Here is a 15,636-nt window from a genome sequence, read left to right as displayed (position 1 = left end):
TTCAAAATGCTATTTGGGGCACACATGATGAAATCGGTATTGGCTCTTGCAATTGCAGCTTTGGTTTCGCTCGGCGGTATGGCTTCGGCGGAAAAGCAGACATTGAGAATAGCGACCGAGGGCGCCTACCCTCCCTTCAATTTCATCGATGCCTCCGGCAAGCTGACCGGTTTCGACGTCGAAATCGCCCATGCCCTCTGCAAGGAGATGGACGCAAACTGCTCAATCGTCACGGTGCCGTGGGTGGAGATCATCACGCGGCTTGAACAGCACGAATACGATCTCGTGGTTGCCAGCATGTCGCTGACCGATGAACGCGCGAAGCGCATGGAATTTTCCACGCCCTATTACCGTTCCCATTCGGCTTTTGCCGGCGATCCGCAGAAATTCCACGACATTTCCCCCGCTGCCTTGAAGGGCATCAAAATCGGCGCGGGCAAGGATACGATGCAGGCGGAATATCTCAAGAAAGTCTACCCCGAAAGCACGATCATTCTGGCCGCGGATCAGCCCTCAGCTCAGAAACTGCTGACCTCCGGCAGTGTCGAGCTGATGCTGGCGGACTCGATAGAACTGCTTGCCTTTCTGCAGTCACCCGAAAACTCCAGGTTCGACTATGTCGGCGATCCGCTCACCAGTGATCTCCTGCGCAGCACATCGCATGTGACGGCCTCGAAGGGCAATGCCGAGCTTATCCAGCAGGTCAACGAGGCGTTGAGCCAGATCCGGCTGAACGGAACCTATGACCGGATCAACAACAACTACTTTCCCTTCAGCATCTATTAGGCCGTTACACGACATGCGTAATCCTTTTCAGGGAATGCAAATTTCGATGCGGGCTGCAGGTCAGCTCCTGATTGCGCTTGTCCTCGTCTATGCCGTTGCGGCGGCCGGCTATTCATTCTTCCTGCTGCAAAAGATCGAAAGCAACGCCGATTACGCGCAGGAAAACCAGCTGCCGCTCGTCCTGGCCCAGAACCGCAATGCCCTGAAGATCGAACGGCTGGCGTCGCTTGTCCGCTCCGCCTATCTCGCCCGGGATCGCGAACTGGAACGGCAGGTGCAGCTGCAGACCCATGTCCTCGCCCGAAGCTTCACCCTGGATAACAATGCGCAACTGGCCGACAAGGTGCTGGAAGTCGCCGAACAGGTAAAGCGCATCATTGCCAAGCGGGAACAGATCAGGCGAAGCGAGACACTGGCCCAAACGAAAACCGAAGGGATTTCCGCCGCACAGCTGGATAAGCAGGCGCTCGAAGCCTATCAATCGGCCATGCATCTGACGGACAGCCTGACACAGGACCTGACGACGGACGCCGCGGCGCTCGCCTATGCGATGTCGGGCGACATTCAGAAGACCGCCAGGATGATCCAGCTGGCATGGATCGTCATCCTGATACTCCCGGTGGCAATCGCCATCGGCGCGCTGTTCGTTGTGGCCCGCCACATCATTGCCCCCATCCATACGGCGATCAACTATCTCGGGTCGATTGACCGGCAGGAAGCGGGCGACGTCAAATTCCGCCATCCCCTGTTCCGGGAGCTTTCAACCATTTTCGATGCCATTCAGGCCTATGGCCGGGTGTCACGCGACCTGTTGGAGACCAACACCATTCTGCACACGCTGTCCGAAGAGGATGGCCTGACCCGGCTCGCCAACAGGCGCAGTTTTGAGCGAAAGCTGGTTGAGGCGTTCAACACGTCCGTCGAGCGGGGCGATGATCTGGCCATCGTCATGGTCGATCTCGATCACTTCAAGTCCATCAATGACCGCTATGGCCATCAGGCCGGTGATACGTGTCTCAAAGCCGCCGCCAGCGTCCTCAGCGGCGTCTGCTCGGACCGGACATGCCATATCGCACGGTACGGCGGCGAAGAATTTGCCCTTGTTCTTCCCGCCTGCAGTCTGGAAGACGGTGTCGCCGTGGCAGAGGCGATCAGGACCGCCATCAGCGGCCTGCGCATCAAGGCCCCGCAGGACGACATCATAAGAATGACCGCCAGTCTTGGCGTCGCCTCGATGCGAAGCGGCGTTTTCGACAGTTCGGAACAGATCCTGGAAAATGCCGACAAAGCGCTGTACCGGGCAAAACACAGCGGCCGGAACAACGTCAAGGCAATCGCCGGACACGACATTGCCGTGCCAATCGTCGCTTGAGCCGGTAACCGGGCAGCCAACGCCCGCCGTTCTGACGCTGTGTGGATCAATCGGGAAGAATCCGGACAAATTGCGTCACTAGAAAGAAGGCGCGGAAACGTATAGGTTGTCCCTGCAACTTAAGGTTTTATTCATCCGGGGACAATGCGCGGCTGACTGCCGTCGACCTCGGTTCCCCATATCCGATTGCATCGAACGATACTGATATAGGCAAGGCGCTTGATCGCCCGATTGAATTCTCTGTCAAATAGGAGAGAACGGCAATGACCTATCTACTTTCGACGTATTGGCCTTGGATGTTGATTGCGCTTCTTCTGGGTATTGCAGTGGGTTTCATGACCTTCCAGCGATCGGTCCAGGCATGGCGGCCGGCTTCCTGGCCGGGCTCGCTTAAACTGCTTTGTCTGCTCTTCGTCGTCGGCCTCGTCGTCGCGGTGCTGAAATGGCTGCCGGGCCTTGCCGGGCAGTATCTGGAAGCGGCACTGCTGCTTGTCGGCAGCTATGTCGTCGGTTATTTCGCCGGCAGCTGGCTGGCAAGTCTGCGCGCCGCCGAACCGGCTGTCCAACAGCAACCCGCCATGGCGCCAGCGGCACCGGTTGCCGCCGCGCCGACCGCAACGGCTCTGGCCAGCGACGGTCATCCCGGACAGCGCCCGCCGTCAATCGACAGGGTTGCAACCCCCGACAATCTGAAACGGATAGCGGGCGTCGGCCACACCAACGAGATCAAACTCAACGAGCTCGGCATCTGGACGTTCAGCCAGATCGCGGCGTGGAACCATCAGAATGCGGAATGGGTCGGCAGCTACCTCGCCTTTCCCGGACGCATTGAACGGGAAGACTGGATCGGTCAGGCGGCACGGCTTGCACAGGGCCTGGAAACGGAATTCTCACGCAGGGTGGATCATGGCGATGTCCCCACATCGCTCTGACGCAAGCATGCCGGAATGCCGGTTGCGGCAGGGATGACTCATTGCTGCCCCAAAATTCTGCGATCATCGAGATGTTGGAATCATGCGATGGAAAAGAGGAAGAGATGAGTGAAAAACGTTTTTCTGTCCCCGTTGCAGTACGATTGGGCATTGCGGGACAGAGGATGATCTACAGCACATGGGAGGCCGTAGAATGTCTCAAAATCCACTGGCCGCGCAATCACGGCCCCAAATACCGGAAGGCACTCCAATCCTGTATGGACGCCCTTGACGGGTGGAAACCCGCCCACAAGGCCCGGCGTGCCTTTGTTGATGCGGCACGCGAGGCCGGCATTTTCCTTGAGGTCAAACCTCAGCATTAAACCGTCTCACCCGGGCCTATATGGCCGTGAGCTGTCCGCGCGGCGGTGACAGAGATCGAGTGAGGTATCAGCTGCAAGTTATTCTTGCAGCTGCATGTTTTCCTTTGAACCGCTAAACTGGATTAAGTGCTTCGGACAAAGCTTGACCAAATCGTGCGATCGGGTCCGCCAGCCGTCCAGCGGGCGGGCGATACAGCAGCCAGACTTCCACCCTGGGGTGGAAGTCGACGGTCTCGATGACGGCAACTGCATCACGCCACTGGCTTTCGATCAGCGCCGACGGCGTGATAATGCCAATGCCCATTCCGCGTGCCACCAGTGACAGGCGCAAATCGGAACTGATGGTTTCCACCGCTATATCGAATGGCAGGCGGGCAGCATCAAACGTTTCCCGCATGAAGGTGCGATAACCGCAACCGCTTTCGTTCATGACCCAGGGATGACGGGACAGATCGAGCAATGTCGCGGGAGATGGGATACCCAGGCTGGGCGCTGCCACGAGAAGCACATTCTGCAAACCGAAACTCTGGCTGACAAGATCATCCGGCGGCTTGATGCCTTCAGCCAGACAGATGGCGGCAGCGTCGATCTCATTGCGCTGCACCTGTTCGATCAGACGCGGCGACCAGCCCGAACCGACCTTCAATGACAGCCGCGGAAACTCCGCGCGAAGCCGGTCAATCGGCAGGCTGAGCGCTGCATTGGACAGATAGGGCATGACGCCGAGGCGAAACTCCCCCGACAACTCGCCTTCGGGTGAAACCTCGGCTTTCATGTTCTCGATGGAATGCAGGACCCGCCGGCCGTGTTCATAGGCGGATCGCCCGGCCGTTGTAGGCTTAAGCGGCTTGGAGTGCCGGTCAAGCAGTGTCTTGCCGACGGCACTTTCCAGGTTCTGCACCCGCCGCGTGACGGCAGGCTGCGTCAGGTTCAGCCGTGTCGAGGCGGCAACGATGGACCCCGTTTCAACCACCGCAACGAAGGCCTGAATATCTGGGATGTTCATACGAATCTCGCATAATCATTATACTTAGTATTCAATTGTATCATAACAAGAACAGTCCATAAAGTCTGGTCGAACACCATCTACACCCATTCATGGAGCTGGAATGTCCCACCCGATCCAAGCTGCGCACTGCGCGCCAGACAGCGCAGAATCGTCCCTGCCGGCCTCTCTCACCATCCTCTTCGGCTCCGCGGTCGGCGTCATCGTCACCAACCTGTTTGCGTCGCAAACACTGGTCGGCATCATCGGGTCCGAATTGCATCTGACGCCGTCGATGAATGGTCTCATTTCAACGGCAACGCTCATCGGCTATTCAGCCGGGCTCTTCCTGCTCGTCCCCCTCGCCGATATGCTGGAAAATCGCCGGCTGGTTCTGCGGATGCTCGCCATCGCCGTTGCGGTCGCCGTCTGCACCGCACTTGCGCCCGGCGCGGTCTCCCTCATTATCGCGCTGCTTGTGCTCGGCGCGGCCTGTTCGGCGATCCAGATACTGGTTCCGGTCGCCGCGGCCATGGTATCCCCGGAACACAGGGGGAAGGCGATCGGCGACGTCATGAGCGGGTTGATGATCGGCATCCTGCTGTCGAGACCGATAGCAAGCGCCCTCGCCGATGTGCTTGGCTGGCGTACCTTCTACTGGTCGAGCGCCTTGGCCATGTTCATCCTGGGGAGCGTGCTCGCCTATCGCCTTCCCACGCGCAAACCGCAATCGCAACAGACCTATCCGCAGTTGATCGGATCGCTCTGGAGCCTCTTTCGCGAGGAGCCCGTTTTGCGCCGCCGCGCACTGTCCGCCAGCCTTGCGATGGCGGTATTCAGTCTGTTCTGGACGGCAATCGCGCTGCGGCTGGCAATGCCTCCCTTTGCTCTTGGGCAAGCCGGCATCGCGCTCTTTGCTCTCGTCGGTGCCGGAGGCGCCGTGGTTACCCCGATCTTTGGCCGGATAGGCGACCGCGGCTGGACGATGACGGCGACGCTCGCCTGCCACATCCTCATCGTTCTGGCATTCGGTCTGGCTGCCATAGCTGGCTGTTCCGATGCGGCGTCTCCCTTCACCTTGCTCACGCTGCTCGGCCTCAGCGCCGTCCTATTGGATGTGGGTGTGACCGGCGACCAGACGCTTGGGCGGCGGGAAATCAACCTGTTGCGGCCGGAGGCAGGCAGCCGGTTGAACGGTCTTTTCGTCGGCCAGTTTTTCATCGGCGGCGCGATGGGATCGGCACTTGCCGGCATTGCGTGGATTTCGGGCGGCTGGGGTCTCATCTGCGCGATCGGTGCGGTCCTCGGCATCTGTGCCTTGATCCTGGACATCAGCCACGTCCGAACCGGAAGACCATAGGACAAAATGCCGGCCCGTACCGTGCCTATTGCGCATTCGACATAGAACTATTCCACATTTGCGATGCCATCCCGTGCGGAAGAGCGCTATGAAAACGCCATAAGGGAGCGCACGGGATGGCACAGGCCAACGGCAATACACAACGATCGAGAGCGCGGGATATCGGCATTGTTCCCGGCCACTATCCGCCCGGTCCGCTCAACGCGATCACCGATGTGGCTGGCGTGCGTGTGGGGCACGTGACGATTGTCGAAGGCGAAACCATCCGCACCGGCGCCACCGCGGTCCTGCCGCATGGCGGCAACTTGTTCCAGGACAAGATACCGGCCGCGATTGCCGTACTCAACGGTTACGGAAAGTTCGCCGGGTCGACCCAGATCGAAGAGCTGGGCGAGATGGAAACGCCGATCCTTCTGACAAACACATTGGCAACCGGCAGGGCCATTGAAGCCATCAACCGCTGGACCCTGTCGCAGCCGAACAATGGCCAGCTGGTCTCCATCAACGCTGTGGTCGGCGAAACCAATGATTCCCGTCTCCATGACATCCGCAGCGGGCGCCCCAGCATTGAGGAGATGGGCGAGGCGCTTGCAGCGGCCACCGACGGCCCTGTCGCGGAAGGCAGCGTCGGCGCAGGCACGGGAACGGTGGCCTTCGGGCTGAAAGGCGGCATCGGCACCAGTTCCAGACGCGTCAGCACAGGCGGCAAGGATTATACCGTCGGCATTCTCGTCCAGTCCAATTACGGCGGGCATCTGCGCATCGATGGCCAACCCTATGCCAGTTCGGCAAGCGAAGACCGGGACGGCTCCATCGTCATCATCGTGGCCACCGACGCGCCCCTGTCGGACCGCAATCTGAAGCGTCTGGCCACGCGCGCTTTTGGCGGCCTCGCCCGAACCGGTGCGGCGCTGAGCAATGGTTCGGGCGACTACGCCCTGGCCTTTTCCACCGCAACCGAGGTTCGCCGCACGAAAAAGCAGCGCAAGAAAGTCACGGCAATCCCGGATCTGCCGAATGAGCTTGTGTCGCCGCTGTTCGAGGCAGCCATCGAAGCAACGGAAGAAAGCATCCTCAATTCCCTGTGCATGGCGCAAACCACCGAAGGCTTCAACGCCGGCACATCGAGCCCCAACCGGGTCGAGGCCATCTCGCTCGAGACATTGAAGCGCCTCGCCCGCCGGTGATTTTCCGGCCGGCGCACCCATTTCATACCAAGGAGTTCCCATGAAACACACGGCCGACAGCCGCATCGCCTACGTCAACGGCGCGTTCGTTCCCGCTGCGGAAGCACGCATTTCCATCTTTGATCGCGGCTTTCTTTTCGGCGACGGGATTTATGAAGTCACTGCCGTTCTTGGCGGCAAACTGGTCGACAGCAAGCCTCACACCACGCGGCTGCAACGGTCAACGAATGAGATCGGCATCCGGATGGCGGTCTCCCCCGAGGAGATCGAGCAGATTCAAAAGACCCTGATCGAGCGGAATGCGCTCGTCGAGGGATTGATCTATCTGCAGATGACGCGCGGTGCCGAGGAACGGGACTTTCTGTTTTCCGATGACCTCGAACCGACCCTTATCATGTTCACCCAGGTCAAGAAGCTGATCGATTTGCCGGCCGTGAATACGGGGCTCGCCATCAAATCCGTCGACGACATGCGCTGGGCGCGCCGGGACATCAAGAGCACCTGCCTGTTGCCGCAGGTCCTGGCCAAGCGTATCGCCAGGGAAGCGGGCTGCCAGGAAGCATGGATGATCGAAGACGGCCTGGTCACCGAAGGCGCATCCTCGACGGCCTATATCGTGACACCGGAAGGCTCGATCGTCACCCGCGCCAACAGCAGCAAGACGCTGCCCGGATGCACGCGTCTCGCTCTTCTGCAGCTGGCACAGGAAACCGGCATGCGTATCGAGGAGCGCCCGTTCAGCCTCGCCGAGGCTCTTGCCGCCACCGAGGCGGGCATGAGCAGCGCATCCAACTTTGTCCTGCCGGTCACGACGATCGACGGCCTGCCCGTTGGCAACGGTACACCCGGCCCCGTCATGCGGCGATTGCGTGAACTGTATATCGAGCACGCTTACAAGACGGCGGTCTGACCCCTCGGCACCGCGGATCTGCCTTTCCTATGCGGCAAGGCAGATCGGACGGCATCAGTGCGATGACGTCATTTCGGCGATGGCTTGCCAGACGCGGCGAACCACGGGCCGCCGGTTTTGCCTGGACCGGTAAAGCCGGATGTCGACGCTGATATCCCAGCTTGGATCGGCAGCGCGGACCAGCGCGCCCTGCGCGAGATCGGCTCGCGTCAGGCTCTCCGGTGCCCAGGCGACACCCCAGCCGGCCAGCGCCATGCCCGTCAGTCCAACGGCCATGCTGCCCTCATGCACAAGCGTGTAGTCCGGCTGCCGCCTGGCAAAGAGGTCGGCCATCAGCTGGCCGAAAAACGAAGCCTTTTCATAGCTGATATAGGCGACCGGTTTCCCCTCGCGGCCGAGCGCGTGCAACGGATCTCCATCGGCGCCGGGTGCCGACACCGGAATGATATTTTCCGAACCGAGCAGCTGATACTCGAATTCCAGCGGATCGAGCAGCAACGGCACCGACGCATGGGCGTAGGTCAAAAGGAAATCACATTCGCCATCCACCAGGGAATTGGCGTTCTGTTCCATGATGCCGGAGTCCGGGCGCAACCGGGATAGCACCGGTCCGGTTTTCGTGTTCAGTGCCTTCAACCATTCCGGGAAAAGGGTGAATGACAGGGTGTGCAGCGCCGTGAAGGTAATCGTGTGCGCATCGATCCCCTCGTCCACCTTGAATTTACGCCGGGCCTGATGAAGCGTCTTCAACGCCTCCTGCGCGACGGGCACAAACTTGTCTCCCGCATCGGTCAAGCGGGACGGATAGGTCGCCCGGTCTATAAGGGTTGTTCCGAGCCAGGCTTCCAACTGCTTGATACGCCGGCTGAAAGCGGACTGCGTGACATGTCTCTCATCGGCAGCTTTCGAAAAATTCAGCGTATTCGCCAGCGCGAGAAAGTCTTCGAGCCACTTGATTTCCAATGGGACGGTTCCTGCTTCACAACAAAAAGGCACCCGCGGTGGGCGGGCGCCTTCCCGTATTACGGAAAGCGATGCGGATTTCAAATCAAAATCAGCGTGCCAGCGTATATTCCATCATGCGGCTGCGGCTGAGAACCAGCTCGACTTTTCCGTCGGCAAGACAATGCAGGCAGATGCGCTTGCGCCAGGGTCCATCGATGAGAGTGAAGAGGAAACGGCCATTGCCCAGGGGAACCAATGGCATGGTATGGCGCGTCGGGCCGATCCCCATGCTTACCATGCCATCGCATATATCGAAACGCGCGCCATATTCAGCGGCGACCCAATGGCCGTTGAGATCTGCGGATGCCAGTCCCGGCTTTACCGGCAGGAATCGCCGGTTGATATAACCCGCCTCGCCTTCCAGAGCCGTGCCGGTCCAGCGCAACCGCATCGGCGATGAAGCGGATCGCGATGAAAACCAGCCGTCGCCATCATCATAGAGCGTGTCCTCGGCGTCGAGATAGGTGGCAATGCCGCCCGCCATTTCAATCCAGTAGGGACCGGTTTCCGTGACGTAGAGACCGTCGGGAATGGTGCAGTTTGTCTGCGGCAGCGGCAGTCCCGTGAGGGCACCCATCGCGGCCAGGGCAATCTTGTAGCCGTTGGTATCGTCGCGATTGGACACAACGACAAACCCGGCACCGGCTTCCGGATCAAGGAGGAAATAGGATTTGTAGCCGGGGTGCGATCCGCCATGGCCGACGAAGCGGCGCCCGGCCAGCTCCGACCAGCGCAGACCAAGTCCGTAGCTGGATGGGCGGCCATCGCCCATGCAGCGGGTGGCGGAAAGTGCCGCGAGCAGGCCCGCATGGCGATCACCGTCCGCAAGCAAGTGCTGCAGCCATACGGCAAGGCTGTTGCCGCTCCCCGTCAGACTGCCGGAAGCGGAGATATGCAGGCCGGCAGCACTGAGCTGCCACGCTTCATCGTCCTTGAAGTAGCCCGGCACGAGACCGGAAACCGGATCGTTCCACACTTCCGGTGCATTGAGGAAGATACCGAGCGGACCGGCAATCTCATTCTGGACAAAAGCGTCGAAGGTCTTTCCCTTGCGTTCGAGAGCCGCCTCGACCAGACGATAACCGGTATTGGAGTACGAAACGTCCGTGCCGGCATCGAAGTTCAGCCGTGTCAACGAGCTGAGAAAATCCAGGAGCGGCTGTTTCTGTGTTTCCGTATAAACGGACAGCCCGAGAAGCGTCAGGCATTCGCGCACATCCGGCAAACCGCCGCTCATGTCGAGGGCACGGCCAACGGTTACGTCGGCGAGCGGCGGCTGCAGCTCCGCAAGATGGTCACCGAGGCGATCATCCAGCGCGATAAGACCAGCGTTTTGCAGCACCATTGCCGAAAAAACATGTTTGGTCACCGAGGCGTAGCGCACCACGCTGTCAGCTGAAAACGCCGTGCCTGTCGCAAGGCTTTCCAAACCTCCGGCGTAGGCGAAGCGGATGCCTTGCCTATCGAAACCGATGATGGCCCCGCCCGGCTCGTTGGCCGGCCATTCACTTGCAAAGTTTTCGGCACAGGCTGCAGCGGCCACCCAATTCAAACTGACGGACATCCTGTCCTCCGTTATGCCGGTTCTTCGAGATTGATGCTCAACGTGCGAAGCGCCGACGTATGCGCGTGTTTCGTGCGTCCTGCCCGCAGATCGTCGGCGCTCAATTGCTCGACCATCTCGCCGTTCAGCATGACGCCAAGCTGCGGACACAGATGCGCGATGACCGCCAGATTGTGACTGACGAGGACATAGGTCAAATTCCGTGCCTGCCTGAGATCGGCCAAGAGGTTGAGAATCTCCGCCTGCACCGACACGTCAAGCGCGCTGGTCGGCTCGTCCAGCAGCAGGACCTGCGGTTCGGCAATCAGTGCGCGGGCAATGGCAACACGCTGGCGCTGGCCGCCGGAAAGCTGGTGCGGATAGCGAAAGCGCACGGTCTGCGGCAAGGCAACGTCCGAAAGTGCCTGCTTGATGCGTTTTTCGACGTCCGGCAGCTTGTGCACCAGGAGGAGTTCACTGAGAATCCGGTCGATGGTCTGGCGCGGGTGCAGCGAACCGAACGGATCCTGGAACACCATCTGCACCTGCCGGAAAAAGGCCGGCGGACGCTTCAGCGGCGCATCCGTGCCGTCGAAGGCGATGCGCCCGCTCCAATCTTCATTGAGACCGGCCATCGCGCGCAAAACCGTTGATTTGCCCGATCCGCTTTCGCCGACGATGCCGAAGCTGCCGCCCTTGGCAACATCAAAGGAAACGCCGCGGACAACTTCATGCGTGCCGAATGAGATTCTGAGTTGATCGACCTTGATCATGGGTTGAGCCACGCTGCATCGCGAGTGAGAACGGGAAGTCTTTCCTTGGGGTGCATCAGCGACGGCATGCAATTCAGCAGGCCCTTCGTGTAGGGATGCTGTGCCTTGGCGAGCTCGGAAGCCTTGAGCTCTTCCACAACCCGGCCGGAATACATGACGGCAACCCTGTCGCAGAAATGCGAGACCAGCGGCAGGTCATGGCTGATCAGGATGAGGCCCATGCCCCGGCGCGACACCAGATCGTCGATGAGACGCAGGATTTCCGCCTGCACCGTTGCATCGAGCGCGCTGGTCGGTTCATCGGCGATCAGCAGTTCCGGATCGGGCGCCAGCATCATGGCGATCATGACACGCTGTCCCATGCCGCCCGAAATCTCGTTGGGGTAAGCACCCGCCACCTTGCGTGGGTCGCGGATCATCACCTGATCCAGCAGTTCAATGGCAGCTTCCGCCGCTTCTTTCCGGCTGCCCTTCTTGTGGGTGCGCCATGATTCGGCGATCTGGCTGCCAACCGTCTTCACCGGATTGAGCGAATATTTCGGGTCCTGCAGAATGAACCCGGCGCGCTTTCCGCGGATCTGGCGCATGCCGCGCTCCGAAGCACCGAGAATATCGATGCCATCGAATGCAAGCCTGTCGGCTTCAATCTTGGCATTGCTTGGCAGAAGCTTCATCAGGGCGCGCGCCGTCAGGGACTTGCCCGAACCGCTTTCGCCGACGATGCCGAGTTTTTCGGTACCCAGCTGCATGGATACGCCGCGCACGGCCTCGAACCGGCTTGTTCGTGTTTCAAAGGCAATACGAAGGTTCTTGATATCGACCAGCATCCTGTTTCCTAATTCTGCTTCGGGTCGAGGACGTCACGCAGGCCATCACCCAGGAAGTTGAAGGCGAGCGATACCATGAAGATCGCTATTCCCGGGATTGTCGCAACCCACCACTGTTCGAAGATGAAGCGTTTGGCCGTGGCAATCATCGCGCCCCATTCCGGGGACGGCGCCTGCGCGCCCATGCCGAGAAAACCGAGACTGGCCGCAGTGATGATGATCGAACTCATGTCGAGCGTGGTGCGCACGATCAGGCTCGGCACGCACAGCGGCGCGATATGGCGCAGCATGATGCGCCAGCGCGATGCGCCGGTCAGGCGGTACGCGGCGACATAATCGGTGTTGCGGATCGTCATGGTTTCCGCCCGGGCGAGGCGCGCATAAGGCGGCCATGCGGTCAAGGCGATCGCAAGGATTGCACTCTCCACGCCGGGCTTCAGCGCAGCGACGAAGGCGAGAGCAAGAATGAGACGCGGAAACGCCAGAAACACGTCGGTGATCCGCATGAGAGCGGAATCGACCACCCCGCCCATATATCCGGCAACACAACCCACAGCCAGACCAATCGGCGCAACGACGGCAACCACCGACACCACCATTCCGAGGGTGACGCGGCCGCCGAACAGGATGCGCGACAGGATATCCCGCCCCAGTTCATCCGTTCCGAACCAATGCACAGCGGAGGGACGCGCCAATCTGTTGCCGAGATTTTGCAGGCTCGGATCATAGGGCGCGATCAAGGGTGCCAGCAGTGACAGCAGGGCAAACAGAAGGATGATGCCGAGGCCGATCATCGCCAGAGGATTGGACTTCAGGCTCAGCCAGATACGGTACCGGCGTCCCCAATTGGCTTGCGAGCGCGAGGCGGGGGTTTCATCCAGCGCCCAGTTACGAAAAGATGTCTGTATCATCGGACGCGTGGATCCAGCAGTTTGTATAAGATATCGGCGAGCAGGTTGAGAACGACATAGATCAGGCCGATCAGCAGCGTTGCGCCCACAACCGGGTTCATGTCCGCATTCATCAGCGAGATGGTCAGATATTGTCCAAGGCCCGGCCAGCTGAACACCGTTTCCGTCACGACCGCCCCTTCCAGCAAACCGGCATAGGTGAGCGCGAGAACCGTGACGAGCTGAACCGCGACGGTCGGAAAGGCATGTTTCCAGACAACGGCGGCGGCAGAAAGCCCCTTGGCCCGCGCGGTAATGACAAACTCGCCCTTGAGCGCATCCAGCATGAAGGCGCGGGTCATGCGCGTGATGTAGGCCATGCTGAAATAAGCGAGGATGCAGACGGGCTGGATCATGTGGATGAGCGCGTCATAAAGCGCATCCCAATCCCCGGCAATGATGGAGTCGATCGTCAGGATGCCGGTGACGTGCGGCACCATATCCTGAAAAATGATGTCCTGACGCCCCGGCCCCGGCGCAATGCCGAGTACGGCGTAAAACACCAGCAGCGAAATCATCGCCAGCACGAAAACCGGAACGGAATGGCCGGCGAGGCAGACGACGCGGATGGTCTGGTCGACATAGCTTCCCTGCCGGACCGCGGCCCAGACGCCAAGCGGGATGCCGATCACGGCGGCAAGAATGAGCGCCGCTGTTGCCAGTTCCAGCGTGGCCGGGAAATAACGCGCGATATCGGTTGCGACGGGATTGCGGGTCAGGATGGATTTGCCGAGATCACCCTGAACGATCTGCGCGAGATAGTGGAGGAACTGGATCACCACCGGCTGATCCAGTCCCATTTCGATCCGCGCCCGGGCGATGACGGCCTCGGGCGCATTGTCGCCAACGGCGGCGATCACGGGATCGACCGGCATGACGCGGCCGATCATGAACGTGATCACCGTCAGCCCGAGCAGTGTCAGGAAGACACTGCCGAGAAGGCTGGACAGATTTTTTATCCGCGCGTTCAAGCCTTTGCGATCCCTGCATAGGAGTGGGAGTCAGACAAGGTGCCAAGGCGCATGCCCGAAACAGCCTTGCGGCAGGCAGCCGTGGTTTTTGTCTGCAGCATCAGGGCAAAGGGGCTGTGCTCCATATGCGCCTTCTGCAAGGCTTCGTAGAGCTCGATGCGCTTCTGCGGATCCTTCTCGTCGCGGGCTTCCTCGGCCTTTTTGGTCATTTCCGCATCCTGCCAGGACGAGCGCCAGAGGAACGGCTTGGTCTTTGCATTGTCCGAGTTGTCGAGATTGATGTTGAAGACATCGGCATTGGCATGCGGATCGAAATAGTCCGAACCCCAGGCGGACAGCGCCATCTGATGTTCACGGGCACGCATTTTCGTCAGAACCTGGCGGTTTTCGGCCGCCTGCAGCTGAACGCGGATGCCGATTTCGGCAAGGTTCGCCTGAAGAGCCTGCGCAATATCCGGATAGGGCTGGGCCGAATAATGGTCCATGACGATATCGAAACCGCCGGCAAGGCCTGCCTCGGCCATGAGTGCCTTGGCCTTTTCGACGTCCTTCTGGAAGGGAGTGTCGTTCACCGCGCCGGGAAAGCCCTCGGGCAGGAAGCTCTGATGGATTTTGTGCGTCAGCGGCACGATGTTCTGCTGGATGCCCTTGTAGTCGATCGCCCACTTGACCGCCTGCCAGACCTGCGGCTTGGCCAGATTCGGGTTCTTCTGGTTGAGCGAGATGAGAACCAGCGAAGCCACGCCCTTCTGCACAAGCGTGTAGTTCTCGTCGCCCTGAAGCGTGCGCAGCTGCTCGGTCGTCAGGTTGCGCGCGATATCGGCGTCGCCCTTCTGCAGCATCAGCAGCTGGGATGACGGATCGACCACATGGCGCAGGATGATGCGCTTGATGTTGCCCTTATAGGCACCCTCGGGGTTGACCTTGAGCGTGACGCTTTCGCTGGGCTTCCAGGCCATGAGCACCCACTCGCCGGAACCGGCGCTGTTCTTCTGCAGCCAGCCATTGCCGAAATCGTCGCCCGCCACGTTTTCCAGGACAATCTTCTTCTCGACGATGCTGCCGACATTGGCGGACAGGCAATAGAGCAGGAAGGACAGGGAAACCGGCTTTTCAACGGTGATCTTCAATGTCTTGTCGTCAACAGCCTTGATCTGCTGCTCGACATTCTCGGCGGTAAAGCCGAACTGCGTGATGATGAACGCGGGTCCCTTGTTCATCTTGACGGCGCGCTGCAGGGAAAATGCCGCATCTTCGGCCGTCACCAGCGCACCGCTGGCAAACTTTGCACCCGCGCGCATCTTGAACGTGAACACCTTGCCGTCGGCATCGGCTTCCCATGATTCGGCCAGGCCGCCATCGACCTGATCGGCATTTTCGAGATTGGGATGCACCAGCTTATGATAGATATTGCCGGCAATCTCGCTGCCGACCGCCTCAAAGCTTTCATGCGGATCGAGGCTTGTCATGTTGTCGATCTGCTGCGCGACAACGAGGATGTCCTTCGGCGTATCGGCAAATGCCTGGGTCAGATTGACATAGGATAGAAACGGTATCGCTGCGCCGCCAATCAACAGATTGCGTCTTGAGATCATGGTGCGTGCCCCTTTGCTCATGGTTCTTTTGTTCCCGGACGCCGCCCCGCCGCAGACATCGTCTGACTGGCTCGCCGC

The 15,636-nt window shown here is 60.0% G+C and carries 15 protein-coding genes; 7 read left to right on the top strand and 8 right to left on the bottom strand.

Features of this window, described 5'->3' with window-relative positions:
* The first annotated feature begins 24 nt into the window (after positions 1–24).
* From AC1Q5O_RS17800 to AC1Q5O_RS17785, 4 genes are all read left to right on the top strand, one after another.
* Positions 25–786 (top strand): transporter substrate-binding domain-containing protein, encoded by a 762-nt coding sequence (locus AC1Q5O_RS17800; protein ID WP_492564722.1) that lies wholly within the window; start codon positions 25–27, stop codon positions 784–786.
* Between the two features lie 46 nt (positions 787–832).
* Positions 833–2,158, top strand: a complete 1,326-nt coding sequence (locus AC1Q5O_RS17795; RefSeq protein ID WP_492564720.1) for a GGDEF domain-containing protein — start codon at positions 833–835, stop codon at positions 2,156–2,158.
* A gap of 263 nt (positions 2,159–2,421) precedes the next feature.
* Positions 2,422–3,090, top strand: a complete 669-nt coding sequence (locus AC1Q5O_RS17790) for a helix-hairpin-helix domain-containing protein (protein ID WP_492564719.1) — start codon at positions 2,422–2,424, stop codon at positions 3,088–3,090.
* A gap of 41 nt (positions 3,091–3,131) precedes the next feature.
* The gene (locus AC1Q5O_RS17785; RefSeq protein ID WP_492564717.1) at positions 3,132–3,452 is read left to right on the top strand and encodes a DUF982 domain-containing protein; all 321 of its coding nucleotides are present in this window, start codon (positions 3,132–3,134) and stop codon (positions 3,450–3,452) included.
* Positions 3,453–3,564: 112 nt separating this feature from the next.
* On the opposite strand, the gene AC1Q5O_RS17780 is transcribed toward AC1Q5O_RS17785, so the two are convergent.
* Positions 3,565–4,458, bottom strand: a complete 894-nt coding sequence (locus AC1Q5O_RS17780) for a LysR family transcriptional regulator (protein WP_492564716.1) — start codon at positions 4,456–4,458, stop codon at positions 3,565–3,567.
* Positions 4,459–4,561: 103 nt separating this feature from the next.
* Between AC1Q5O_RS17780 and AC1Q5O_RS17775 the strand changes: the two genes are divergently transcribed.
* From AC1Q5O_RS17775 to AC1Q5O_RS17765, 3 genes are all read left to right on the top strand, one after another.
* The gene (locus tag AC1Q5O_RS17775) at positions 4,562–5,797 is read left to right on the top strand and encodes an MFS transporter (RefSeq protein WP_492564713.1); all 1,236 of its coding nucleotides are present in this window, start codon (positions 4,562–4,564) and stop codon (positions 5,795–5,797) included.
* Positions 5,798–5,913: 116 nt separating this feature from the next.
* Positions 5,914–6,984, top strand: a complete 1,071-nt coding sequence (locus tag AC1Q5O_RS17770) for a DmpA family aminopeptidase (RefSeq protein WP_492564711.1) — start codon at positions 5,914–5,916, stop codon at positions 6,982–6,984.
* A gap of 40 nt (positions 6,985–7,024) precedes the next feature.
* Positions 7,025–7,894 carry a D-amino-acid transaminase gene (locus tag AC1Q5O_RS17765; RefSeq protein WP_492564710.1) on the top strand — a complete coding sequence of 290 codons (870 nt, stop codon included), beginning with the start codon at positions 7,025–7,027 and terminating at the stop codon, positions 7,892–7,894.
* A 54-nt stretch (positions 7,895–7,948) separates the two neighbouring features.
* Here AC1Q5O_RS17765 and AC1Q5O_RS17760 read toward each other — a convergent pair whose 3' ends face one another.
* The 7 genes from AC1Q5O_RS17760 to AC1Q5O_RS17730 all read right to left on the bottom strand — a co-directional run bounded on the left by AC1Q5O_RS17760 (position 7,949) and on the right by AC1Q5O_RS17730 (position 15,558).
* Entirely contained in the window at positions 7,949–8,857 is a 909-nt protein-coding gene (locus AC1Q5O_RS17760) for a LysR family transcriptional regulator (RefSeq protein WP_492564708.1), read from the bottom strand.
* A gap of 91 nt (positions 8,858–8,948) precedes the next feature.
* Complete coding sequence (locus AC1Q5O_RS17755; protein WP_492564706.1) at positions 8,949–10,463, bottom strand: serine hydrolase domain-containing protein; 1,515 nt, start codon at positions 10,461–10,463, stop codon at positions 8,949–8,951.
* An 11-nt stretch (positions 10,464–10,474) separates the two neighbouring features.
* A complete protein-coding gene (locus AC1Q5O_RS17750; RefSeq protein ID WP_223614890.1) occupies positions 10,475–11,215 on the bottom strand; it encodes an ABC transporter ATP-binding protein in 741 nt (246 codons plus the stop codon).
* Positions 11,212–12,042: an ABC transporter ATP-binding protein gene (locus AC1Q5O_RS17745; protein WP_223614889.1), complete on the bottom strand. Its 831-nt coding sequence runs from the start codon at positions 12,040–12,042 to the stop codon at positions 11,212–11,214. The genes AC1Q5O_RS17750 and AC1Q5O_RS17745 overlap by 4 nt, the downstream gene beginning before the upstream one ends.
* A gap of 8 nt (positions 12,043–12,050) precedes the next feature.
* Entirely contained in the window at positions 12,051–12,953 is a 903-nt protein-coding gene (locus AC1Q5O_RS17740; protein WP_223614888.1) for an ABC transporter permease, read from the bottom strand.
* On the bottom strand, positions 12,950–13,963 hold the full coding sequence (locus tag AC1Q5O_RS17735; RefSeq protein ID WP_105733501.1) for an ABC transporter permease: 1,014 nt from the start codon (positions 13,961–13,963) through the stop codon (positions 12,950–12,952). The genes AC1Q5O_RS17740 and AC1Q5O_RS17735 overlap by 4 nt, the downstream gene beginning before the upstream one ends.
* Positions 13,960–15,558: an ABC transporter substrate-binding protein gene (locus tag AC1Q5O_RS17730; protein WP_492564800.1), complete on the bottom strand. Its 1,599-nt coding sequence runs from the start codon at positions 15,556–15,558 to the stop codon at positions 13,960–13,962. Before AC1Q5O_RS17730 ends, AC1Q5O_RS17735 begins: the two co-directional genes overlap by 4 nt.
* Positions 15,559–15,636 lie beyond the last annotated feature (78 nt).

This window comes from Phyllobacterium sp. MT110 (assembly GCF_058792715.1).
The sequence above is the reverse complement of the archived record's forward strand: the minus strand, read 5'-3'. Positions and strand labels throughout refer to the sequence as shown.